The organism is Thermatribacter velox (genome assembly GCF_038396615.1).
GTDB lineage: Bacteria > Atribacterota > Atribacteria > Atribacterales > Thermatribacteraceae > Thermatribacter > Thermatribacter velox.
Window position 1 is genome coordinate 244,001 of record NZ_CP121689.1, and the last position, 22,774, is coordinate 266,774.

A 22,774-nucleotide genomic window follows, 5' to 3' on the forward strand; every position below is an offset into this window, starting at 1 on the left:
GAACGGCACCATCTTTTTACCCGTGATTAATTGCGGCGGGTGGGAATAATAGAGAAACGGGATGTTAACCAGGTTGCCAATTACGCCTTAGTGGAGTGGCAGGATAACGTTGCTATAAGTGACAAGGCTCCACACGAGTATGTACCTTTGCTCGAAGGTCGCTTTAAAAAAGAGGATCTCGAGAAGATGTACCGCTATCATGCTCTGCCGAAAGGGTAGTATCACATGAGTTATTTTGATTTTCCAAACGAGCGAGGCAAGTGCATCGCAGCTACCATTCGCAGGGGTTTCAAGCGTTTGCAAAGCGAAAGTAATCCATCTGGGGTAATGAGCAGAATCGAAGCAAGAACTCTTTTGGGCTTTTGTGCAGGATTTCACCTTGAGAGTTTGTCAGATTTTGTGAGTTGCAAGGTTTCATAAAAGCTTGCCTCTTTCTTGTTTCTCATTTTCTTGGAAATTTAATTTGCTTTATATATAGGTCTGTCATAGATCAGCTTTAATTCCAGGAGTTGGGCAGGGGCATTTTCGTAGTTATTTGAAAATGTTTCTATGGTCTTCATTACTTAGGGGTGTTCCTGCTTTTATGTGATATTGAATGTTGTTTGTATTGCAAAAATCTATTACCTTACGGGCTATTGCTTCATAGAATTCTTGGCTATTTTTCCAGTTATGCGAATTTCTACCACAATAATTGACCAGTTTGTTGTAATTTAGCTTTCCAAATATTATTTTTTTTGCAAAATGAATTTTTTCAAGAATTTTTTCGATTTGAGCAGCGTCAGGGTCTAATTCGGGTGTAGGATATGGTTCTATGCTAACCCATGTTTTTAGTCCAGCTTTCGCAAGTTTTTTAAGGCTTTCTACTCTTGTTTCGTATGAGGATGAATAAGGTTCGTATTGTTCTTTAAAGTTATTGTTAAGTGAGACAAGGGTTATTCCATACTCATTATTTTTGGAAAATCTTTGGGTGTTTAGGAGATCATCGGGATATATACCCTTTGTGAGGATTGTGACCCTTATTCCGTCACGATTTAATCGTTCAATTATTTTGAGAGTTAGGTCTTTGATATCTGGAATAATCCTGTCTTTTTCTGCATCATACATAAATGGATCTGTCATAAAACATAGGTGGACAAAATCAATTTGGTTTTTATACTTTGGGATTTCCTTTTCTAGTAAGTCTAAGGCATTTTTAACGAGTTTTGGTTTTCTCCAGTCTTCGTAATCTTTAATCCATCCAAACTTCCTTGCCATCATCATTGCATAGCAGGGGAACCGACAACCGTGTTTACAACCAACGATGTGGTTTATAGTCCAATCTCCATATTCAACTTTGGTTTTGTATAGGAGAGATTTTCTTGCGATGCATTCTATTTCTTGTGAAAACGTTATGAGGGCGTTTTTGTAAAACTCTTTACCGCCAAACAAGGTTTTACCTCGTTGTCTTTCTTTTTCCCTTGCATAAATATCTTTCACTATTTTGGTTATGTTGGATTTCTTGGAAGCAAACAGTAAATAATAGAGGACATCATTTCGGTTCGAATACGGCAGGTCATAAGCAACTACTTCCATATTATCGGACGTAAAAATTTGACAGTAGGATTTCATTAGCTCTACATCGTCTTTTTTAACAAAATCTATATCTTCTCCCATAAATTCTATAAACGTTTCCACTGTTTTTATTTCCCTATGAGTTAAACTTTTTCCTTCAAGTGCTTTTCTTGCTACACCACCTGTTCTTCGAACGCCCTCTAAGATGTAATTGTAAAGGATGTCTTTACGGTTTTTTAGTTCGAGGATTTTCTTAAGGTTTTCTTTCTTAAGCTGAATGCCTGTTGGATCGATCAGAACAAAAAGTGGGTTTTTGGGAGTGTTTTTGATCTGCTTAATAATATCGTTTATTGCTGAGTTTGCATCTTTATTAAAGTAGAATAATTTAACGCTTTTTTTAAGTTCTTTATTTTGATTAAGAAAATCGTCAATGTGTACTTTTAATGCGTGATAATTATTCCTATTTTTTTCCACCAAGAATAACTTAATTTCCAGATCGGTTCTTAGCAATTCCGCCTTGGTGTTAATTGCATCAAGAAAGATAAGCGGAGATCCGCTGCTTCCATCATTGTACTTACCCTTTCCAGCAAACAAGTCTATTACGTACCACTCGTTAGATGCCCAATTCTGCTTGTTCCAGATGGTGAGCCACACTTCAAAAACCTTTTTCAATATTTTAAGCTTCATTTGTGTTGCAGGTCTATTCGATAAATCCCAAAGATCATTTCCCACCATATATCTTCATCCTTCATCTCCCTCTCTCATTATAACATTTTCAGAAGTTATTCCTTTCTTTCATTCGAAAGCCACAGTTCCGGTGAAGTGCTATAATAAATATGCAGTAATTCCTCAATGAGGAGGGGGTAGCAGTGAAGAAGTTTTTGGTTTTGCTTCTTGCTCTGGTGTTTCTTTTGAGTTGCGCTTCCTTAGCTTATTCGCTCAAACTGGTTGTGGTAGGAGACGCAGGCCATAACTTGAAGCCCTTCGATTGGTATGCGCAGGATTTCAAAGAAAAGTTTGATGTAGAACTTGAGGTAATTGGTGTTCCCTTCGGTGAGCTTTACGAAAAAGAAAAGATGGAATTGATTGCGGCAACCGGTGCTTATGACATTATGATTGTCTATCCGAAGTTTCTGGCAGAGTTCGCTGCTAATGGGTGGTTGTATCCGCTTGATGAATTTGCTCAGAAGCTGGATCCCAAACTCGATGACGTCACTCCTGGTTACCGGGATTTTTACTGCAAGTATAGCGGTAAGCTTTATGCTCTCCCCTATGACGGCGATGTTTTAAACCTTTACTATCGCAAGGATTTGCTTGAAAACGAAGAAGAGAAAGCGGCGTTTAAGGCAAAATATGGGTATGACCTTAAGGTTCCTGAAACCTGGGATGAGTTCCTGGACGTGGCTGAATTCTTTACCCGTAAAGCTGGTGAGAAGCTTGCCGGCCAGGTCCTGGAGCGCGATTTTTATGGCACTGCCTATTACGGCCAGAAGGATCAGATTTTTGCCTGGTGGGGCAATATTTTTGCCAGCCTGGGTGGTGTGTATTTCGACGAAGAAACCATGGAGCCCGCTATCAACTCTGAAGCCGGCGTAAAAGCCCTGGAAATTTTCAAGCAAATTCATCAATACTGCCCACCGGATGTTCTTTCTTACGGTTATGAGGAACTAAAGGATGTTTTCCTGGAAGGCGATTGTTTCATGGTAATCCAGTGGCCCTGCGTAGGTAAAAAAGGAGCAGATCCCAATCAGTCCAAAATAGTTGGCAAAATCGGCGTAAGTCATGTTCCCGGTGTTAAGAAAGATGGAGAAGTTTATTACCGGGCACTCATGCCTTGTGGAAGGGTGCTGGCTGTAGCAGCGGAAGCCAAAGATCCCTGGAAAGCCTACCAGGTGATTCATTACCTCTCGGTTGAAACCAGCATGGACGATGTTTCCACCGCAGAGACCGGGTTGGATCCCTATCGTTATTCTCACTTTGCGCATCCTGAAGAGTATGAGATGTTTGCCAACGTGGAAGATGCCCGAATTTATCTTGAGGGTGTGCAGAAAAATATGGAAAAGGGATATCCTGAAATGGTGCTCCCTGGAACTGTAGAATACGAAGAGACCTTAGGTGTAGAGCTGACCCGTGCTTTGGCTGGAGAAAAAACTCCTGAACAGGCTCTCAACGATGCCGCAGCTGCGTGGCGAGATATTCTGAACAGGTTTGGTAAGGAACAGCAAAAGAAGCTTTATCAGGAACTGGTTGCCGGATGGAGAGCTGCTGGACTGTGGTAAGGTAGCTTACTCAGGCTGAGCGAGCAGCAACTCGCTCAGCCTTTTTATTTTGGAGGGGACAGGCGTGATAAGGAGAGAAAAAAGGATAGCCGTTCTTTTTGTTCTCCCTACCATTTTGATCCTCCTGGCCATTTCCATTTTCCCACTGATTTATTCCTTCTATCTCAGTCTTTGCCAGTGGGACGTTGGTATGGGAGGAAGAAGGATTTTTATCGGGGTCGGGAATTACCTGAGGCTTTTTTCTGACCAGCGTTTCTGGGGAGCCATGAAGAACACCGGGTTAGAGCTTTTGATTGGTGTGGGTACCCAATTCTTAGTGGGACTTGGTCTGGCGTTACTTTTGAACAGATATTTTCGGGGAAGAAACCTGGTGGTTACCCTCTTTCTTCTTCCCATGATGATTTCTCCGGTAGTGGTGGGATGCATCTGGAGAATCATCTATCACTATCAGTATGGTCCGTTGAATTTCCTTCTCGCCCGGATGGGTTTAAATCCGGTAAACTGGCTGGGGAGCAGTCAGGTTTCCATTTATTCGATTATCATTGCCGATATCTGGGAATGGACACCTTTTATGCTGATTACTCTTTTGGCTGGATTGCAGGCTATACCAGATGAACTTTATGAAGCAGCGAGAGTAGATGGAGCAGGGCGCTGGGCGATTTTCTCCCGAGTTGTGCTTCCTCTTTTGCGTCCGGTAATCATTATTGCTGTTTTAATCCGGGTGATGGATGCTTTCAAGATATTTGACCTCGTGGTGCTTCTCACTCACGGTGGACCAGGCCAATCCTCAGAAACTATTGCTTTTTACAACTATACTACAGGTTTCAAATACTTTAGCATGGGTTATGCTTCGGCAATGGCCTACTTCCAACTGGCCGTTATTGTCATCATTGCCAATGTTTTCCTTGCTTCCTGGAAAAGGAGGGAAGTGTCTTGAAAATCAGGGATGGAATGAAAGTGGCAATTTTCCTGACTATTTTCGTTGTCCTCCTTATAATGTTAAGCCCTTTCATATGGAACGTTATGACTTCTTTCAAAGACAAGGGAGAATATTTTACCTATCCACCTGTTTTCATACCACGTTCTTTCGACCTGGAACATTACGTCCAGGGTGGGAAATTGGGTGGCATAAAAGGCATGCGGGATAGCCTGATTATCGCTTCCTCAACTACTTTGATAGCCATTGTGCTGGGCTCTCTGGCAGCTTACTCACTGGCACGTTTTCGGATTGGTGGCGATAACCTCGCTTTCTGGATTTTGTCGGTGCGCATGATGCCACCCATTGCCTCGGTGCTACCCCTTTTTCTCTTTTTCCGTTTTTTGCGCTGGCTGGATACTTACCAGGCTCTAATTCTAACCCACTCTCTGGTGAATTTACCCTTTGCGGTCTGGATGATGAAGGGATTCTTTGAAGAACTGCCCCAGGAGCTTGAGGAAGCAGCTTTGGTGGATGGTTGTGGAAGGCTTGGCGCTTTCGCTCGCGTGGCTTTGCCTCTGGTTGCTCCGGGTCTCGTGGCTACGGCTCTTTTTTGCTTCATGTTTTCCTGGAACGAGTTTTTGTTTGCTTTAATTTTAGGACGTTCACGCGTAACCCCGATCACCGTGAACATTGCCGGGATGATTGGTGGACACGAAATACTATGGGCTGAAATATCGGCTGTTTCCATTATGGCCAGCGTGCCGATTATTATCATGGCCATCGTTTTGCAGCGTTATCTGGTGCGTGGACTTACCCTGGGAGCTGTAAAGGGCTGATTTCACCAGGTTTCGCTTTTTTGGGAAGCGTTAGCAAGCCATTCTTCGAATTCCTGGCGTTTTACAAAGGATTTCTGAGTGCCTCGTTTTTCGGTGGAAAGTGCTGCATAGGCGCAGGCAAGGTCTATGGACTCTTCAAGAGGTTTTCCTTCTGCCAGGAAAAGGCCCAGAGCACCCAGAAAAGCATCGCCGGCTCCAGTTGTGTCTATGCTTTTTGCCTGATAGGCAGGGAAAAATTGAAAGCCTTCGCGGTTGCCCAACATGGCTCCTTTATCGCCTAAGGTGACTACCACATTTTCCAGTCCTTTTTCAAGCAACCTTTCGATTCCTTCTTGAATGCTTTCTTTGGAGGTTACTGATATACCGGTCAGGTTCTCAAGTTCGGTTTCGTTGGGAGCAAAAAGATAAATTCCTTGCAGCTTTTCCCAGTCCAGTTTTTGAGCAGGTGCTGGATTAAGTATGGTCTTTATGCCCAGTTTTCGGGTAAGTTCAATCGCATAATAGGTGGTTTCCATTTTGATTTCCAGTTGCAGGAGCAAAAATGAGGCCCGGCGCAGCGCATCGCGGGCTCTGGTTACATCTTCTGGGTCCAGATAGTGGTTTGCACCGGGGATTATGAAGATGCTGTTTCTGCCCTGAGGATCGACGAAAATGGGAGCCACGCCACTGCTTTTTCCAGGTACAATCTTTACATAACGGGAACTTATTCCTTGTTCTTCAAAGTTTTTGCGCACCAGGGGGCCAAAAAGGTCGTCACCAACTGCAGTGACCATTATGACCTCTGCACCCAGCTTTGCCGCAGCTACCGCTTGATTGGCTCCTTTTCCACCAAAGCCAATTTCGAAATCTTTACCCAGTACAGTTTCGCCGATACGCGGAAAAGCATTTTCGTAATAGGTGATAAGGTCCATCATGTTGCTTCCCACTACAGCGATTACCGGTTTTTGCTCCTTGGGGCTCAAATTTCCTTCCCTCCTTTGGTGGGCTTGCTTTTTTAAACAAGATAGCACAATTTTTCTGGAGGGAGAAGGTCGAGTTTTGAGTACTTCAACTCTGGATTACCCTTTAACCGCCCCGGCAGTAAGCCCTTCTACAATTTTTCTTTGGAAAAGAATCACGAAAGTCACCAGAGGTAGAGTGGTAAGAACGGTAGCTGCAGAAATCTGGTCCCAGGGTATTTCGTATTGTGAAGCCCCGGAAAGCATGGCAATTCCCACCGGCACAGTTCGGGCAGCATCCCGGGTCATAAAGGTCAAGGCGAGTAGAAATTCGTTCCAGCAGAAGATGAAGACCAAAATGGCGGTGGTAGCCAGAGCTGGGGCAGAAAGAGGAAGGATGATGCGTACCAGAATTCCCAGACGACTCAGACCATCAACCTTGGCAGCATCTTCCAGTGCTCCCGGTATCTGCTGAAAGAAACTGTTCATGACCCAGATGGCAAAGGGAAGGTTAAGAGATGCATAGGGAATGATTAGTGCCAGCCAGTTGTTCATCAAACCCCAGGAGCTAACCATTTCATAAAGCGGAACAATAAGGACTACCGGAGGGAAAAGGGATAGAAGGAGGATAAAGAGCAAAAACCCCCGTCCTCCCATAATTTTAAATCTTGCCACAGCGTAAGCTGCCAGTGATGCTACAGAAAGACACAAAAAAGTGCTGATGGAGGCTATGAAGATGCTGTTGAGTATTTGTCTTCCAAAAGGGTGGCGAATGAAAATCCGTGAGTAAGCACTCAGGTCGATGTGGCTGGGTAGATATTTCACGGGGCGTGAAAAGATTTCCTGTGAAGGCTTAAAAGAGGTGATAACTTGCCAGAGAAAAGGAGAAAGGCTGAATAGAACCACAAGAGCTATCAAGCAGTAGAAGAAGACCATCCTGCCTTTTTTGCTTTTCATCCCAGTTCCACCTCCTCTCTCTGAAAAAAGAGGATAACGAAGATGATAATCAGCGAAAGAGCAAAAATGGCCACCGAGAGAGCAGAACCGTAGCCCAGATTTAAGTATCGAAAAGTGTAACTGTAAAGATATACCGAGAGGGTTTCGGTTGTTCCCCCAGGGCCTCCCTGAGTCAGGACCCAGATCAGGTCAAAAACTGCGAAGGCCTGCAGGCTTCGAAAAAGGAGGGCCAGAATGATAACCGGTCGCAGGAGAGGGAGAGTAACATATCGAAACCGCGCCCAACCACCGGCGCCATCGATACTGGCAGCTGCGTAAAGTTCCTGAGGGATGGACTGTAGCCCGGCAAGCAGCATCAGAGCCATGAAAGAGGTGGTTTTCCAAGCATCGGAAAAGATGGCAGCATGCATTGCCAGAGGACTTTTTCCTAACCAGGCCACTGCTTCGCGGATGATGCCCAGACGAAGGAGGATATCGTTGGCTACACCATAGATGTCGTGGTAAATCCAGCGCCAGGCCATGGCCATCACCGCAGTGGGCAGAGCCCAGGGAAGGATGACACTGGCCCGGGCAAAGTTTCGAAAGCGAAAATTAAGGTTTAAAAGGAGTGCAAAAGAAAGTCCCAACAAAAACTCTATACCTACTGATACCACCGTGAAATAAAGTGTGTTACCTAAAGCCTGGCGGAATCGAAGGTCCCTGGTGAATATTTTCAGGTAATGCTTGAATCCTGCAAAACTTTCTACCATGCCAGTAGCGATGCTTTTTTCGTGGAAGGAAAGATAGACGTTTCTGGCTACTGGATAGATGATAACCAATCCGAAGAGAAGAAGAGCCGGAAGCAAGAGAAGATACCCAAAACGCCGATCGGTAAGAAATGGTTTTTTTCCGTGCTTCATGACTATCCCCCAACTGTAGGGGGCGGATTTTTCCGCCCCCTACGTGTCTTATTGGCCTAACAGTTCTCTGATTTCCTGGGCAGCACGCTTTATCGCTTCTTCAGGTTTGATGGTTCCAGTCAGTCCAGCATGGAGGTTTCTCTGGAGAATATCTGAGATTTGTGCATATTGAGGATGTTGTGGTCTGGTTCGAGCATTAATTTGTACTCTCCACAGATCTGGATAGTGAGGGCTTTCCTTGAGAATATCGGGATCTGCAAAGAGAGCATGGCGGGTGGGGATGTAGCCATTATAGAAGTGGAGAATTTTTTGCGATTCATAGCTGGTGGCGAATTTAATCCATTCCCAGGCTTCTTCCTGGTGTTTGCTGAATTTGGAAATTACCCATCCCCAGCCTCCCTGGGTGGCTGCACTCTGAAATCCTTCTTTATGAACCATGGGAGTGATACCTACTTTGCCCTTTATGGGTGAGTCTTCTTTCTGGGCCAGAGTCCATACATAGGGCCAGTTGCGGTGGAACACGGCCTGTCCGTTGTGGAACACATGACGTGATTCTTCTTCCTGGTAGGTGGTGACCCCTGGTGGAGAAATCTTGTAGGTGTTGATCACGTCATACATAAACTGTAACGCTTCTACTGCTGCGGTACCCTGGTCGAGCACTACCTTACCCTCTGCGTCGAGGAGTTCTCCTCCCGCTCCCCAGAGAAGCTCCAGATAGTCACAGATTAGACCTTCATATTGGTTGCCCTGCCATACGAATCCCCATAGATCCGGTGGATTCTGAAGTTTCTGTGCCTGTTCTACCAAATCGTCCCAGGTCAGCGGTGGCTCAAAACCTGCTTCCTCCAGGAGGTCTTTGCGGTAGTAAAGCATGCCGGCGTCGGACTGGCTGGGTATACGATAAAGCTTTCCTTGGTACATTCCTCCTGCAATATCTCCGGGGAGGAACTGTGCAATTTCGTAGGGAGTTAACCGATCTCCCAGAGGAATGATCCAGCCTGCAGCGGCGAACTTGGGCACCCAAATCAAGTCAGCGTAAGCCATGTCATAGGTACTTTCTCCGGCCATAAAAGAAGTGGTGTACATGTCTTCCCGGGTGTTGGTTGCTGAAGGGCCTTCCTGCATTTCTACCTTAATGTTGGGATGAGTTTTTTCAAAGTTTTCGATGAGTACTTTCCATCCTCCGCCAAAGTCGGTTTCAAAGAGCCAACGAATGGTGACCTTTTCTTGAGCTAAAACACCGGTTGTCAAGAATGCTCCCAGAACGATTAACACCAGAAGAGAAACCCATAATTTACCCTTCATGTTTTACCCTCCCTTTCAAAGTAGTTTAATTAGACGGGTGGTACTTTATGTATGATTGAGTTCTCGTTCTCTCACCTCCCTTTAAAGTTTGAACTTAAGATAAGAATCAAAGGTTTTTAAATATTCTTCAAGAAGCTCTCGAGCAAGTGCTGGGTCATCGATCATTGGGTCCAAAGCAAAGGCCTGCAAGGCCAAAGAACGGTCTTCTTCTACAATGGCCCGTACGGTAAGTTCTGTAATTAGTGCCTGTCTGCGACAGAGCTCAGCAATAGGTTCAGGTAGCTTCCCTAGAGCTATTCCCAGAGGGCCAGTGTTTCCAAGCAAAGCTGGCACTTCCACTATGACGCCTTCGGGAAGATTTTCGATATATCCCCGGTTGGGTATGTTGACCGCTTCTTCGTAGGAATTAAGGTTTTTCAAGATTCCAGCAATGATAAACTCGCCTCGTTCAGTTTCTACTTCTTCCATCTTCTCAAGCGGTGTCTTGCCTTCCAGGATTTTTTCTATTTCTTCCCACATTTTTTGTCGGCTTTGTTCGGCCCATTCAAAGTCGTACATTTGAATGTCGTATCTTTCCCAGGTTTTCCGATTTACACTGTGAGTGTAGGGCAGATATTCACAAAGATGACAGTCGCCTGGTACTGGCATAATCCCAAAGATGCGGAATACTTCCATAGTTAGTGGTTCGAAAAAGGAAGGAACTTTTTTTACCTTCTCCCGGATTTTAGGGTAGAGATCTTCTCCAGTCTTGCGGTCGGTTACCGAGATCATCCAAGTGAAATGGTTGAGCCCCCAAGCCCGGATTTGGAAATGCTCTTTCCCCTTTTTGCTCATCATCCGAAAGAGAGCCAGGGACTGGTCGTTCCAGCGAAAACCAAAGTCGCGAGGGAGTTTCAACCCCAGTTCCTCTTTGAAAAGCCCGGCCAGAATGTAGTAGCCAAAGTTTATTTGATGACAGATGCCAATGGTTTTTATCCGGGTATAGAGGGATGCTGCTGTGCATATTTTAGGAACCGGGTTGGTAAAGTTGAGAAGCCAGGCGTCGGGACAGTACTTTTCCATGTCTTTCAGGATGGGCATGATAACTGAAAGATTTCGGGCGGTATGGGCGAAAGCCCCCGGGCCTCCATTTTCCGCATAGTGGTTGATTCCGTATTTGAGAGCAATTTCCCGATCCAGCTTCCAACATTTTTCTCGGTCAACAGCAATGGAAAGCACAACGAAAGAAGCGCCTTCAAGGGCTGAGGCTCTGTGGGTCGAGCTTTTCACCGTTACTTCTGAGCCAAAAGTCTGGTTCATTTTTTCCGCTAATTGATGAATTTTTCGCAACCCCTCCTCATTTATATCGTGCAGGAATAACTCGATACCCCGCAAATTGGGATGACGGAGTATGCCAACTAATGTGGAAAGACCGAAAACAGCGCTTCCTGCACCGATGATGGTAACCTTGGTCTTTTCCATAACGCGTCCTCCTTTCACCTTGTATTTACTGGTGCTGTTGATTCCTTGATGTCCAGGCTAACTTCTTCAATAACACAGTTTGGAATGTTGTTTCCTCTGATGAGCCGAATGAGCATTTCTACCAGCCTTTTTCCAACGAGTTTTTTGGGGATGTTAACTGAGGTGAGAGTGGGATTAGTGAGCCTGGTTACAAAGGTGTTATCGAATCCAACGATGGAAAGCTCTTCCGGTACCTTTATGCCCAGGTTTTGGGCAGCTTTCATCATCCCGCATGCGGTAGGGTCATTGTGGGTAAACACTGCGGTCACTTTTTGGTGAGCATTGCTCAGAAACTCCAGGCCGAACTGGTAGGCTGCCTGGAAAGTGAGCGGTATTTCTACCATTAGTTGGGAATTCACAGTAATTCCAGCTTCTTCGAGCGCCTTTGTATAGCCTCGGAAACGATCTCGAAAGATGGAGAATTTCCTGGGGCCTCCCACGCATAAAATCTTTGAGTGTCCAAGTTCGGTGAGATGTTTGGTAGCCAGATAAGATCCTTGCTCATCAGGAAGGAGGACGCTGGCAGAAAAAGGAACTTCCAGGTTGCCACCCAAAAACACCATGGGTAGATGAGTGGAAAAGGCTCTCTTTAGATGAGAGAGAGAAAGACGTGTAGCCACAATTACCCCATCTACTTTCCGGTTTTCCAGATCTCTCAGATACAGGATATCTTCGCCCTGCTTGATGGATGATAAGATGAGAAGGTTATAATCCATGCTCCGAGCTGTTGCTTCTGCAACTGCAAAAACTTCAGTAAAGAAAGGGTTAAAGATGTCGTCGATGAGCATGGCAATCAAGTGAGAGTGGGCCCTTTTTTTGTTAACAGGTATTTCTATCCCCAGCTCTTCCATAGCCTTAAGGACCTTTTGACGCAGGGCTTCACTGACAGGTCTTGTACCGTTAATTACGTGGGAAACAGTAGTAATCGAAACATTTGCTTTTTGAGCGATTTCTTTAAGCGTGGCCATTTTTCTCCTCTTTGCCAAATTTCCAAATTTGCGAAAATTTTAGCAAAAAGAGGGGTGTTTGTCAAGGAAAAGGTTCTGGAAAGTATGGTGGTCCAGAACAAGCAATTTTTACCGCAGGTTGCTTACTTGTGGCGATGACTCCAGAGTTTGAAATATCGCCGCTATTTGAAGCACAGCTTATCCACCCGCTGTTAAGAGTGGATAAGCTGTAAAGCAAAAACAAGATTATTTTAATGTTTCGGGGAGTTTGATAAGCCAGAGTTGAGTGTTACTTTCAACCGCGTCAGGGTTGGGAACGATTCGAAAAACTGGTTTGGCAACTTTGTTGTTGTGTTTAAGGCTACCGTCCGGGTAAAGTGTGTAGTCCAGAATTTCGGTATCTTGATTTTCGCTATCCTGAACATCAATGGTAATACCGAAATCGTTATCGCTTGCCACTACTATGGTTTTTCCGTCAGGGAGCATGGCTATTCCTTCCGCTTTTTCGGCTTTCCATCCATTTGTTCTTAAGTCGATTATCATTGTTTTGGATGCAAACTTAATGGTGGAGAGCTTATTCTTATCGGTGATGAATTCTGGTTCTTTCCCGTCTATTTTTAAGTTTGAAATATCTGTGGCGCCTTGTAATTCAACGAGATAGATGATATTGCGCATCTTTTTTTCCTTGTCTTTGCCCTGTTCAATTAGAAGAAGCTTGTCGTTGGAGATAGCGAAGATATCGCCTATCTTGGCGTCCTTGGGAGAATTATAATTTTCTCTATCAATGGGGTAAGCATACATCCTGGTTTTACCCGTAAGAGGATCAAGTTCCACAATCCTTGTGAACTGGGCGGTGACAGCTGTTTTTTCCTCTATGTTTAAAACACTTTGCACTGCAATATAGATTTTCCCGTTTGGTGCTACAGTGATGCCTTCAAATCCCCTATTAGGAATGCGGTATTTTAACACTTCAGGCAAACCATTGCCAGTGGCGTATTCTTTTAAGAGCTTGCCTTTTTTATCAAATTTGGCCACGAAAGGACCATACTCATCACAGATCCAGAAATTGCCTTCGTGGTCGAGTGCAATACCTTCCGGGTCAAGACCGTCGTTACTGTAACCTATAATTTGCAAGTTTTCAGTTAGGGCAATTTCGTTGGTGGCACCAATTAAGCCAGGTGTAATGGGTAATCCTGTGATGGATTTGCCCTCTTTGTGTTTGAGACTGATTGTTTCAACAATTTCTATTTCACTATATGAAAACCTGCGATTTTTCTTCCACGGCGACAGATTTTGACATCGCTGGTTTTTAAACTTTTAAGCATTGATATCCTTTAAAGGAGGTGTCTTGCTTGGACCGAAAATTTCTTTTGCTTTTTTCGGTGCTTCTGGTTGCTGTGCTTTTTTTAACCGGCTGTGGCGGAGTAGCTCCTACTTCTTCAAATGTTGTTCTGCGCCTTGAGGTGCTGGAGAGAAATGCTTACAGCGCAGACGTGCGATTAGTTTACGCCAACTATAGTACAGAGACTTTTTATATGAATCAGGCGAGTATGGAAGCTTGTTTTGCAGGTAACCAGTGTTTTTCAATAAGTGTTCCCACTTATTCTGACCCGCTTTATCCCGGAGAAGTACGTTCGGCTACTGAAACTCTTTATCTGGTGGACCCAATCTATGGTCGGCTGGAAAGCCTTGAGCTAACGGTTGAGGGTTATTTTCCCTCTGGAAAACACATAACCTTATCTTCGGGTAAAACTTACCTTTAATAAGGGGGGTAGATTTTTTATGAAAATGCTTGTATCCTTTTTGCTTTCTTTTTTATTACTTGCTTCTTTTACCTCCTTTGGTTGTTCTCAGGAGTATCCGGTTATTGCGGTGGTGGGGTTTGAAAATCACTCTGATATAAAAACGCCCGATCTCGGTAACATGGGACTACAATACCTTGAAAATGCTCTTCTTTCTATGGGGCGATTCACCCTTGCCGATCGCCTTACTGTGCAGAAATCGCTTACTGAGATAGGCTTCAGCAGTGTTTCGGGGTTAGTCGATCCTGCTTATGCCATTCAGCTTGGAAAGATGCTGGGAGCAAGATATCTCGCCATGGGTGATGTTATAGAGGTAGCTTCTAAGACCACCGAATTTCAGGGATATGGCATCAAAACCCGACGTAGCAGTTTTTCAGTAACTGTGGGATTACGAATCATAGATGCCGAAAGAGGTTTGGTGCTTTTTGCCGACCAGTGCTCACTTTCTCGAGAAGGTCTGCCCTTGAAATCTCTGGGGGTAACTGTAGAAGAAGAGTCTCTTAACGTGGTTGAGAACTTGTTACGCGAAGCAGTTCAAAATCTGGTTAATCGTTTTGACACTCGTTTAGCAAAGCAATGGCAGGCAAGCACTGAAGCTCCCAAGAAAGTAAAAATAGTGGTAAATTCCAACCCTTCAGGTGCTGATGTAGAAGTGGGAGGAATATTTTACGGCAACACTCCTTGTGAGCTTCTCCTCAATGAAGACAGTGTCGTAGAGATAACCGTCAGCCTGCCTGGTTACACGGTTTGGGCCAAAAAGGTCAAAGTGATGCCTGGTTTACAAATTATGGCCACTTTGCGGGAAGAGCCTGTGGAGTCAACAAGCCCTTCTAAGGTTGAAGTGAAGGTAGGCATTGAAAGTCAGAATTCGGGAGGTGAATAATTTTGTTGTGCAAGCGGGCTCATTTTTTGCTATTAATTGCTTTCTTGATTTTTTCTTTTGCGTCTTTTGCTAATGCCGAGGTTAAACCGAAAGTAGTAGTGGTTGGTTTCGACATAACCGTTCCCGGTTTTCAGTATGAGGAAACCCTTCCCAATGCCCTGACGGATCTCATGATTGATTCTCTCATTAACAGTGGGCGCTTTCGGGTGTTTGAACGTCGTAAGCTTTCCAGTTTGGTAACTGAACAGAGTTTTCAACATTTTTCAGGTTTGGTAGATACCCAGACTGCCGTTCAACTGGGACGCATGGTTGGCGCGCACTATGTGATCACAGGAAGTATAACCGACATATCAAAAAGCGGTGGTGGCGGTTTGAGATTGGGTTCTGTCAGTTTGGGCAAATCTTCAATCCGGGCAACCTTGACGGTACGTATTGTGGATGTAACAACGGGAGAAATTCTTTACTCAGCTGTGAAGCAAAAGAAAGCCAGTCGTTCCAAAGTGGGTCTGGGCTTTGGAGATGTTTCGATGTATTCTGACAGTAGTTTGAGTGTTATTTCTGCCGTAAAGGAACTTTGTGACGAGATTGTTGCCGATTTTGTTTCCAAGATTGACGAGGGTATTGGAGAGCTTGCCGATATTCCTCTTGAGGGATATGTGGTGGAGAGTAGCGGGAAGACCGCTTACCTTAACCTGGGTGAGGCTACTGGAATAAAGGTGGGCAGTAGAGTGCGCATTTTTAAACCTGGAAAAAGCATTGTGGATCCCAAAACTGGAGAGACCCTGGATCAGGAGCTTATTCCTGTTGCTGAGGGTATGGTGGCTGAAGTGCGCGATCGGGTTTCCAAAGTGTTTTTAACGCAAGCAAGGGAACCAGTTAACAAGGAGTACACGGTGAAAGTGCTTTCTGGAGAAGAAGCTGAGTCTGTAGAATTTTCTGAGAGGCTACTTACTGAAGAACTGACAACTGGAGAGAGCGAAGAAGTCAATTTTGAAGAACCGGTTTATGCTGAGGAAAAGCAACCCTCTGAGGAGGCTGTTGAGGTAGAAAAAGAAGAAACCCCCATAGAAGTTACGTCGCTACCCGACCAATTTGAGGGCAAGGAAGTACTTGTTGCTCAGGAATTGTATCCCGGTGGGAACAAGAAACTTGAGTACACCTATTACGAGGTTGACGGAAAACAGGTTTATCACGGATTGTTTACTAAATGGTACGAAAACGGCAAGGTTAGGATTCAGGGCACTTATCGGGATGGAAAGAAAGACGGAGTGTGGAAAGAATACTTTATAAACGGCGTACTGAAATCTGAAGGAACTTACGCGAATGGCTTAAAAGAGGGTAAATGGATCATTTACTATGGAAGTGGTCATAAGCACTGGGAAGGTAACTATCATCAGAATTTAAAGGAAGGCCTCTGGGTCGAATATGCAAACACCAGTGGAGAAAAAAAGTTTGCCGAAGTTGAATATAAAGCGGGGAAAGAAGTTCCAGGCACTTATGTGGAGTATGATGCCTATGGAAACGTGGTGAAAAGAAAATAGCGGGATTATCTGATATTAATTTTAAGCCCCCTTTCTGGCAAAGGGGGCTTTTTTATTATTGGTTGTTGTGTGGGAACTCAAAATTTCCTTTCCCCTCGAGAAGAATTAGGGGTTATAATAGTGGTGGTAGATTGATGCCCTGGCAATAATTTTAAGGAGTGAGGTCAGTGCGATTCTTGAAAAAGATTAGCTGGGTAATCCTCTTTCTCGTGGTTTTCCTTTTTATGAGTTTTTCGGTTGTTTTTTCGCAGGAAAGAGTGGTTTCGCCCCTGGTTGAAGAACTCGAAAAAATGGAGCGCATTCTCTATGGAGTGCCTCAAAGTGGAGGGGTTTTGACGCGTATTGAACAAATTGAAAGAGATTTAATTGGAGATACTCTTTCGGGGACACTTGCTGAGCGGGTGGACACGCTGAAGCGTTTCATTCTTACGGGTACTCCTGAGGAGCCTTCGCTGGAGTTTAAGATAAAGGCAGTACGCCTTACCCTCAATGCCAAACCTTCAGAAAGTGGTATTTTGACAGCAGAGCTTGACGAGTTGGAACGACTGGTTTTCGGAGTTACCAGTGATCAGCCCATAGGAGTGCGCGTTGACCACCTGTACCGCACCTGTGTGGACATTAACAAAATTAAGGCTTTCACGGTTACTGTGCCTGCAGGAACTCTGGTCAAGATATCCATTGATACGGAGCTGCACTCAGAAAGAAACAACAAGGGAGATGCAGTACCCTTTACAGTGGTCGAAGATGTGAAAGTGGAAGATATTCTGGTTATCCCAGCTGGAACAAAAGGCGTAGGTACTATTACTAAATTGAAACGCCGGGGCAGTTTTGGAAAACCTGGGTTGCTCGAGATTGACTTCGGGGAAGTTCCGGCTATTGACGGAACCATGGTTCAGCTTACCATGGGAGAGAAAGCTATTCAGGAGAACAAGTCGGTTGCCTATGCAGTGGGTGCAAGTATCGCCGGGCTGGCTATTTTTGGCCCCATAGGAGCTGTGGCTGGTATTTTTGTGCAAGGTGAGCCGGCAAAGGTGGAGGCGGGAACTGAGCTTTTTGTGGAGGTAGCCAAAGAAGTGAAGGTTTCTGGTCCACTTGCAGCCGGTGAGTATGTGCCTGGCGGAGCGCAGGAATTTGTGCCTACTGCTGAGGAAGCTCCCTGGGGTGAGCAGACTCCTTCTTATACCGATACCGAACAAGCTCCTTCTTCCCTTGATACTCAAGAAGTTCCCCAGGTGGAAGTTGAAATCAGGCCCCTTGAAGAATGGGGCGAGGAGGTATCCAAATGAGCTACAGAAAGGTACTGCTTTTTGTTACTGTTTGCATTTTGCTGGTTTTCCTTCAAGCTGGAGCCTGGGCAAAGGTTGATTATGACCGCATATACCGAGATACGCTGGCTAAGTGGACGAGGACGCAAACGGTCCGTGATACGTTCTCAGTAGAAGCAGTGTACTGGAGTGAGGAACTGGTGCAGGCCTGGGTGGCCAAATACGGGAGTGAAAATCTTCTTTCCTCAGAAGAGGAGGAGGCGTATCATCGGGATTACCTTCAAAGAGAAGGTTTAAACCGCTATCTTGTTTTTGAAGTTACATTACGTAAACTGAAGGGTCCTGCTTTGTATCCCATGGATTTTACCCAGAACACTTACCTTGTCGACGATAAAGGCAACAAATGGTATCCTGTGAAGTATGACCCGGGTTTTGAGGAAAAAATTCACCGTGAGTTTACTGGAAAGATCTATTTTGCTCGCTTTGATAAAGAGGGTAATCCGATTATTAATCAGGATACAGAATATATCGCGCTACACTTTGCCAAAATTTCAATAAGTCCCAGCTTGATTAGTGAAGAAGTGTTGCTTCGATGGGACAAGCCCTATCTTCCGCCCGATTACTCGAAGCCAGAATGGCGGCCTTTATTGGAAGAGGAGATCCTGCGTCTTGAAGAGCGGATTAAAGAGCTGGAGTTTCAGAAGGAAAATCTTGAAGAGCAAAAAAAGAGAATAGAGGCCAAAATAGAGGAACTGCAGCAGAGAATTAAGGAGCTCGAAGCTCAAAAGAGCGCCCAATCTTGAGAGTATGAAGCGCTGGGGAGTTCTGATTCTGGTTTTTCTTGGACTGGTGTGGGTTTCCTGCTCCAGTGCCCAGGAGGGTATTCACATTGAGGCTGGAGAGATAACCTATGACGAGGTAAACCAGGTTATCGAAGCCCGGGGAGGAGTGAAACTCACCTGGCAGGACCTTGCGCTTTCTACCTATCGGCTTCTCTACTTTCTTTCTGACCATACACTTCTGGTTCCCGAGCCTTTAGAGGTGGTTCTGGGTAAAAATCGGGCTAAAGCAAAGCGTTTCTTTTTCGATTTTCAAAAGAACGCCGGCTGGATAGAGGATGCAGAACTTTTTTACGTAGTTGATGCACAACGGAAGCTCTATTTCCGGGGTAGCAAGATACGTTATCAGGAAGGGAAATGGTGGGGAAAGGACCTGCTTCTGACTGGTTCTCAAAAGGAGCCCCCTGCCTACAGCTTCAGGGCTGACGAGATTACTGTGTATCCTAATGAGAGAATCGAGATGCAGGAAGTGGGCTTTTTTATTAACAAACACCGGCTTCTCTATTTGCCAGCCTTAAGTAAAGACCTGCGCCGCAAAGGTTCGAGCTTTCTTCCTCAAATTGGCCACCAGAGAGAGAAAGGGTTTTTTATAGGGGGCAATTATGAGCTGTTTTTCGCTGAGAAGTGGCGGTTGCTTTTTGAGGCCGAATACACTTCCAAAACAGGTTTTCTGGGTAGCGGTAACCTTTTCTGGGAAAATAGTCCTTTAACGGGAAGCCTTTTTTATGACTTTCGACAGCAGGACAAAGACAGTTTTGGTGGGTATATTTTCTATGAAGGAAACCACTTTCAAGGAGGAGTACTATCTTACTTTAACCAGCCTCTTGACGATGCGAGAGACGGCTTTCTGAGTCGACCTCTTCAGGTAGTGGCTCGTTTTAATGGGGAAGAAGAAAGAGCTTCGTGGGGACTGGATTTGAGTTATGGCTTTTTTAAGGAAGAATCGGTTTCCGATGCCCGTTTCGATGTGCGGGGTACGCTGGACTGGAATAACGAAAACCTGGGGATTTCTCTGCTTGCTCATTATACCAGCTTTGGATTTTATCCGGACCGCTTTTTGTGGGGTGGTAAGGTACACTTTCTTGAAGAAGTGAATCCGGATTTTTCTTATGGGGCAACCTATACTTTTTTGAGTGATAACGTTGCTTCTCCCTTTTCTTTTGATACAGAGAGAGAACATTCGCTGTCGCTTGAATTTTCGCTGGGGAAAGAAGAGGAAAGCCACCTTCGGGTACGTGGTGCCTATGACCTCTTGCAAGGTTGCTTTGATGAGGTTATTTTTGGCCTTAATCTGGGTAGCAAAGATTTTGCGGTGGGTTTTGAAGAGCAATATTCCTTTGTGGACAATGAAGTCCTTGAGCGCCGCTACTTTATACGTAAAAAGATCTCCGATGCTATTTTGGTCGAAGCTTCTTATCTCAGCGAGGAACAGACCTTTTACCTGGACGCTACCTTGATTGGTTTCGATGCTCCTCCCAAGGACCGCTCACTCTTTGTCGAGGAAGAACCTTTTGATCTTTTTGAGGTGGGAAGAGACAACTGGTGAAACTGGAAGAATATTTGCAGCAATTTCGGAGGGCCATTGCCTGGGAACGCAAGGCGGAAATTGAAGCTATGAAGCAAGAGATATGCTCTCTTTCTCCTCGCGAACGGGAACAAAAAGGAAGAGCCCTGCTTTCGCTTTCCGGACGTTACTTGGGTAGAGAAGCAGGGGGATTTTACCTTGTTCGCCTGGGTCGATCACAACCCTTTGGGGACCTGGAAATCCGGGTGGGCGATGTGGTTCTGGTAAGTAGAGAAAACAAGAATCCCCTCAAAGAGGGAGTCGAAGCTACCGTTGTGGAGCTTACCCCGCGCTCGATAACTGTAGCTTTTTCAGATTTCCCCCCTCGCTGGGTTTCTGGAAAAGGGTTTTTGAGAGTTGACCTTTATGTGAATGACACCACTTTCCGCCGCATGGAAGAAGCCCTTTTTGATTTTGCAGCGAAGAGCGAAGATTCTTTTCCGCTGAAAAGAGTTTTACTTGAAAGCTATGGAGACGAGCTTCCTCGGGAAGAGAGCACTTTTGGCCCCATCTTTGTGGATACCGAGCTTAATCCCTCTCAGCAGGAAGCGGTTAAGAAGGCTTTGAACAGCTCTCTCTTTTTTCTGATTCATGGACCACCAGGCACTGGCAAAACCCGGACTGCGGTTGAGTACATAGTTCAGGAAGTACGGAGAGAGCGGAGGATTCTGGCTGTTGCAGATTCAAACACTGCCTGTGACAACCTGCTTTCCGGGCTTGTGAAGCGGGGAGTGCGGGTGGTGAGGGTGGGTCATCCTGCCCGGGTGGAGCGGGAGCTCGAGGAACATTCCCTGTTTTTTATGGTAAAGAAATTACCGGTTTATGGGCGGGTTGAAAAAGTTTGGGAAGAAGTGTTTCGCCTGCGCAGGGAACAGGAGCGGCATCTCAAGCCACTTCCCCAGTGGCGACGGGGTATGGAAGATCAAGATATTCTGGAAGCAGCGAAAAAGGGAGAGAGTAAGCGAGGGGTGCCGGCTTCTAAAATTGTCTCCATGGCTCGCTGGCTAAAAATAGAGGAACGTATTCGTGAGCTGGTTAAAGAAGCCCAGGAACTTGAGAATCAGGCGATTCAGGAGATACTCGGTGATGCACAAGTGGTGGTGAGCACCAATATTGGATCAGGTAGCGAACTTTTGAAAAACAAAAGTTTTGATGTGGTGGTAATTGATGAAGGTTCGCAAGCAACTGAGCCCTCTTGTCTGGTGGCGTTGTTGAGGGGACGTAAACTGGTGATGAGTGGCGATCACTTGCAGCTTCCCCCCACTATTCTCAGTGAGGAAGCCCGGCCGGTTCTTTCGAGAACTCTTTTTGAGCGCATGATGGAGTGTTATCCTGAGCATTCTGCTTTTTTGAAGGTGCAGTACCGCATGAACGAAAAAATTATGGCTTTTCCTAACTCGAAATTTTACCAGAATCGCCTGGTTGCCCATCCCAGCGTTGCCCAGCGTACCCTCTCTCGGCTGGGGATTTCACTGAGAGGAAATCCACGTTGGAAAGTGGCTGTGGATCCAGAATTACCACTTGTTTTTATGGATACTGTGCTGTGCAGTGGGAAAGAAGAGAAGCAGTATTCGGGTTCCACTTCCTATTACAACCCCCTGGAAGCACGTATAGTGCAGGAGATAGTGAGGGACTTTCTGAAGCTGGGAGTTCCCGAAGATTGGATAGGGGTGATTACTCCCTATGATGACCAGGTGAACTTGATCAGAAAAAGTTTGCCTGATGTTCGCGTGAGTACCGTGGATGGCTTTCAGGGCAGAGAAAAGGAAATCATTTTACTTTCGCTGGTTCGAAGTAACTCGAAGGGTGAAGTGGGTTTTTTGCAAGATACCAGGCGGCTCAATGTTGCTCTGACCCGAGCCTGCAGTAAGCTGGTGGTTATAGGGGATAGTGCTACGGTTTCTCGGGAGGAAGTTTACCAAGAGTTCATTGACTTTGTGAAGAAAGAGGGTTGTTACTTTCAGATTGAGGGTTTAGGATGAGACTGTGAGCTATGTTTTGGAAAAGTGGCTGGTATTCTTCAAACTTTTTGCTTTCAGAAAGGCATATAATGCGGAAGAAAGCGTTTTTGCCATACAGAAGATAAACCAGGCCTTCAATTTCGTCATCTTCTTTTTCCCACAGGTAAGTAAGCCAGTAAGCAGGTTGACCATCGATGGTGGAGGTTCCTGAATTGGTGAGAGTTACTCCTGGTGTATTCCGAACTTCCCGGCTTACTGTATCAAAGAAGCTTTTCAGCGAAGAATAAGCACGATACTCTATAGAGATTCCCACCTGCTCTCGAAAATGATCTTCTGGTGAATCAGAGGGGCTGATAAGGATTACTGCCGTGAAGGGATCAGGGCTATCTGGTGGTACCATTATTTCCTCCCAGTCCGCTGGAAAGGATACCTGAAAACCTCCCCGCCTAACAAATGCGGTTTTCCAGGGTTGTTGGGAAGCTGAGGCGGATGGATTCTTAATAGATAAGATGCCGAGAATGATGAACCCTAAAACTGTAAGTACAAAGAACCTCAAAAAGAGTCTTTTACTCACCAGATTGATCTAATCCCTTTCAGCATTTTGCATAATTATATCTTATTTTTAAACAGAGGAAAAACAGTTTATTTCAGTAAGAATTCACAAGAGCTAAGACGCTACTTTGATTCTGAGAGATGTTCCTCGGTGATTAGGTTTTTATCCAATGGTTGACATCGCTGGTGGTTATTTTTAAAATGTTTTCAAAATTTGAAAATATTTTCGGAAAATG

At 45.2% G+C, this 22,774-nt stretch carries 20 protein-coding genes; 11 read left to right on the top strand and 9 right to left on the bottom strand.

The annotated features are described in order from the left end of the window. Positions 1 to 30: 30 nt before the first annotated feature. Positions 31 to 219 carry a hypothetical protein gene (locus QBE54_RS01245; RefSeq protein ID WP_369018548.1) on the top strand — a complete coding sequence of 63 codons (189 nt, stop codon included), beginning with the start codon at positions 31 to 33 and terminating at the stop codon, positions 217 to 219. 312 nt (positions 220 to 531) lie between these two features. Here QBE54_RS01245 and tcmP read toward each other — a convergent pair whose 3' ends face one another. After that, positions 532 to 2,283, bottom strand: coding sequence for a three-Cys-motif partner protein TcmP (gene tcmP / locus QBE54_RS01250; RefSeq protein ID WP_369018549.1), 1,752 nt, complete (start codon positions 2,281 to 2,283; stop codon positions 532 to 534). A 137-nt stretch (positions 2,284 to 2,420) separates the two neighbouring features. Between tcmP and QBE54_RS01255 the strand changes: the two genes are divergently transcribed. The 3 genes from QBE54_RS01255 to QBE54_RS01265 all read left to right on the top strand — a co-directional run bounded on the left by QBE54_RS01255 (position 2,421) and on the right by QBE54_RS01265 (position 5,585). Further along, on the top strand, positions 2,421 to 3,830 hold the full coding sequence (locus tag QBE54_RS01255; RefSeq protein ID WP_369018550.1) for a sugar ABC transporter substrate-binding protein: 1,410 nt from the start codon (positions 2,421 to 2,423) through the stop codon (positions 3,828 to 3,830). Positions 3,831 to 3,894: 64 nt separating this feature from the next. Further along, on the top strand, positions 3,895 to 4,767 hold the full coding sequence (locus tag QBE54_RS01260) for a carbohydrate ABC transporter permease (RefSeq protein ID WP_369018551.1): 873 nt from the start codon (positions 3,895 to 3,897) through the stop codon (positions 4,765 to 4,767). After that, positions 4,764 to 5,585, top strand: a complete 822-nt coding sequence (locus QBE54_RS01265; RefSeq protein WP_369018552.1) for a carbohydrate ABC transporter permease — start codon at positions 4,764 to 4,766, stop codon at positions 5,583 to 5,585. The genes QBE54_RS01260 and QBE54_RS01265 overlap by 4 nt, the downstream gene beginning before the upstream one ends. A 2-nt stretch (positions 5,586 to 5,587) precedes the next feature. On the opposite strand, the gene rbsK is transcribed toward QBE54_RS01265, so the two are convergent. The 7 genes from rbsK to QBE54_RS01300 form a co-directional block, all read right to left on the bottom strand. Then, positions 5,588 to 6,547, bottom strand: a complete 960-nt coding sequence (gene rbsK, locus QBE54_RS01270; protein WP_369018553.1) for a ribokinase — start codon at positions 6,545 to 6,547, stop codon at positions 5,588 to 5,590. Between the two features lie 96 nt (positions 6,548 to 6,643). Beyond that, positions 6,644 to 7,480 (bottom strand): carbohydrate ABC transporter permease, encoded by an 837-nt coding sequence (locus tag QBE54_RS01275; protein WP_369018554.1) that lies wholly within the window; start codon positions 7,478 to 7,480, stop codon positions 6,644 to 6,646. Next, a complete protein-coding gene (locus QBE54_RS01280) occupies positions 7,477 to 8,379 on the bottom strand; it encodes a carbohydrate ABC transporter permease (protein ID WP_369018555.1) in 903 nt (300 codons plus the stop codon). Before QBE54_RS01280 ends, QBE54_RS01275 begins: the two co-directional genes overlap by 4 nt. Before the next feature lie 48 nt (positions 8,380 to 8,427). Then, positions 8,428 to 9,684, bottom strand: coding sequence for an ABC transporter substrate-binding protein (locus tag QBE54_RS01285; protein WP_369018556.1), 1,257 nt, complete (start codon positions 9,682 to 9,684; stop codon positions 8,428 to 8,430). Positions 9,685 to 9,765: 81 nt separating this feature from the next. After that, positions 9,766 to 11,145 carry a hypothetical protein gene (locus QBE54_RS01290; RefSeq protein ID WP_369018557.1) on the bottom strand — a complete coding sequence of 460 codons (1,380 nt, stop codon included), beginning with the start codon at positions 11,143 to 11,145 and terminating at the stop codon, positions 9,766 to 9,768. Positions 11,146 to 11,159: 14 nt separating this feature from the next. Further along, the gene (locus QBE54_RS01295) at positions 11,160 to 12,152 is read right to left on the bottom strand and encodes a LacI family DNA-binding transcriptional regulator (RefSeq protein ID WP_369018558.1); all 993 of its coding nucleotides are present in this window, start codon (positions 12,150 to 12,152) and stop codon (positions 11,160 to 11,162) included. A 225-nt stretch (positions 12,153 to 12,377) separates the two neighbouring features. Beyond that, complete coding sequence (locus QBE54_RS01300) at positions 12,378 to 13,421, bottom strand: esterase-like activity of phytase family protein (protein WP_369019371.1); 1,044 nt, start codon at positions 13,419 to 13,421, stop codon at positions 12,378 to 12,380. A 62-nt stretch (positions 13,422 to 13,483) separates the two neighbouring features. Between QBE54_RS01300 and QBE54_RS01305 the strand changes: the two genes are divergently transcribed. The 7 genes from QBE54_RS01305 to QBE54_RS01335 all read left to right on the top strand — a co-directional run bounded on the left by QBE54_RS01305 (position 13,484) and on the right by QBE54_RS01335 (position 22,007). Further along, positions 13,484 to 13,894, top strand: coding sequence for a hypothetical protein (locus QBE54_RS01305; protein ID WP_369018559.1), 411 nt, complete (start codon positions 13,484 to 13,486; stop codon positions 13,892 to 13,894). A gap of 19 nt (positions 13,895 to 13,913) precedes the next feature. Beyond that, entirely contained in the window at positions 13,914 to 14,816 is a 903-nt protein-coding gene (locus QBE54_RS01310; RefSeq protein ID WP_369018560.1) for a PEGA domain-containing protein, read from the top strand. A gap of 2 nt (positions 14,817 to 14,818) precedes the next feature. Continuing rightward, on the top strand, positions 14,819 to 16,357 hold the full coding sequence (locus QBE54_RS01315) for a CsgG/HfaB family protein (protein ID WP_369018561.1): 1,539 nt from the start codon (positions 14,819 to 14,821) through the stop codon (positions 16,355 to 16,357). A gap of 167 nt (positions 16,358 to 16,524) precedes the next feature. Further along, entirely contained in the window at positions 16,525 to 17,643 is a 1,119-nt protein-coding gene (locus tag QBE54_RS01320) for a hypothetical protein (RefSeq protein WP_369018562.1), read from the top strand. Beyond that, positions 17,640 to 18,425 carry a coiled-coil domain-containing protein gene (locus QBE54_RS01325; protein WP_369018563.1) on the top strand — a complete coding sequence of 262 codons (786 nt, stop codon included), beginning with the start codon at positions 17,640 to 17,642 and terminating at the stop codon, positions 18,423 to 18,425. Before QBE54_RS01320 ends, QBE54_RS01325 begins: the two co-directional genes overlap by 4 nt. 4 nt (positions 18,426 to 18,429) lie before the next feature. Then, positions 18,430 to 20,007 (top strand): hypothetical protein, encoded by a 1,578-nt coding sequence (locus QBE54_RS01330; RefSeq protein ID WP_369018564.1) that lies wholly within the window; start codon positions 18,430 to 18,432, stop codon positions 20,005 to 20,007. Further along, entirely contained in the window at positions 20,004 to 22,007 is a 2,004-nt protein-coding gene (locus QBE54_RS01335) for an IGHMBP2 family helicase (protein ID WP_369018565.1), read from the top strand. Before QBE54_RS01330 ends, QBE54_RS01335 begins: the two co-directional genes overlap by 4 nt. Here QBE54_RS01335 and QBE54_RS01340 read toward each other — a convergent pair. After that, the gene (locus tag QBE54_RS01340; protein WP_369018566.1) at positions 21,952 to 22,560 is read right to left on the bottom strand and encodes a PsbP-related protein; all 609 of its coding nucleotides are present in this window, start codon (positions 22,558 to 22,560) and stop codon (positions 21,952 to 21,954) included. The genes QBE54_RS01335 and QBE54_RS01340 overlap by 56 nt on opposite strands. Positions 22,561 to 22,774: the final 214 nt, after the last annotated feature.

What these genes read in the sequence shown, in the direction of transcription:
- QBE54_RS01310 (WP_369018560.1), top strand. Translation starts at nt 13,914, where the DNA reads ATGAAAATGCTTGTATCCTTTTTGCTTTCTTTTTTATTACTTGCTTCT.
- QBE54_RS01325 (WP_369018563.1), top strand. Translation starts at nt 17,640, where the DNA reads ATGAGCTACAGAAAGGTACTGCTTTTTGTTACTGTTTGCATTTTGCTG.
- QBE54_RS01290 (WP_369018557.1), bottom strand. Translation starts at nt 11,145, where the DNA reads ATGGAAAAGACCAAGGTTACCATCATCGGTGCAGGAAGCGCTGTTTTC.
- QBE54_RS01275 (WP_369018554.1), bottom strand. Translation starts at nt 7,480, where the DNA reads ATGAAAAGCAAAAAAGGCAGGATGGTCTTCTTCTACTGCTTGATAGCT.
- QBE54_RS01280 (WP_369018555.1), bottom strand. Translation starts at nt 8,379, where the DNA reads ATGAAGCACGGAAAAAAACCATTTCTTACCGATCGGCGTTTTGGGTAT.
- QBE54_RS01285 (WP_369018556.1), bottom strand. Translation starts at nt 9,684, where the DNA reads ATGAAGGGTAAATTATGGGTTTCTCTTCTGGTGTTAATCGTTCTGGGA.
- QBE54_RS01330 (WP_369018564.1), top strand. Translation starts at nt 18,430, where the DNA reads ATGAAGCGCTGGGGAGTTCTGATTCTGGTTTTTCTTGGACTGGTGTGG.
- QBE54_RS01295 (WP_369018558.1), bottom strand. Translation starts at nt 12,152, where the DNA reads ATGGCCACGCTTAAAGAAATCGCTCAAAAAGCAAATGTTTCGATTACT.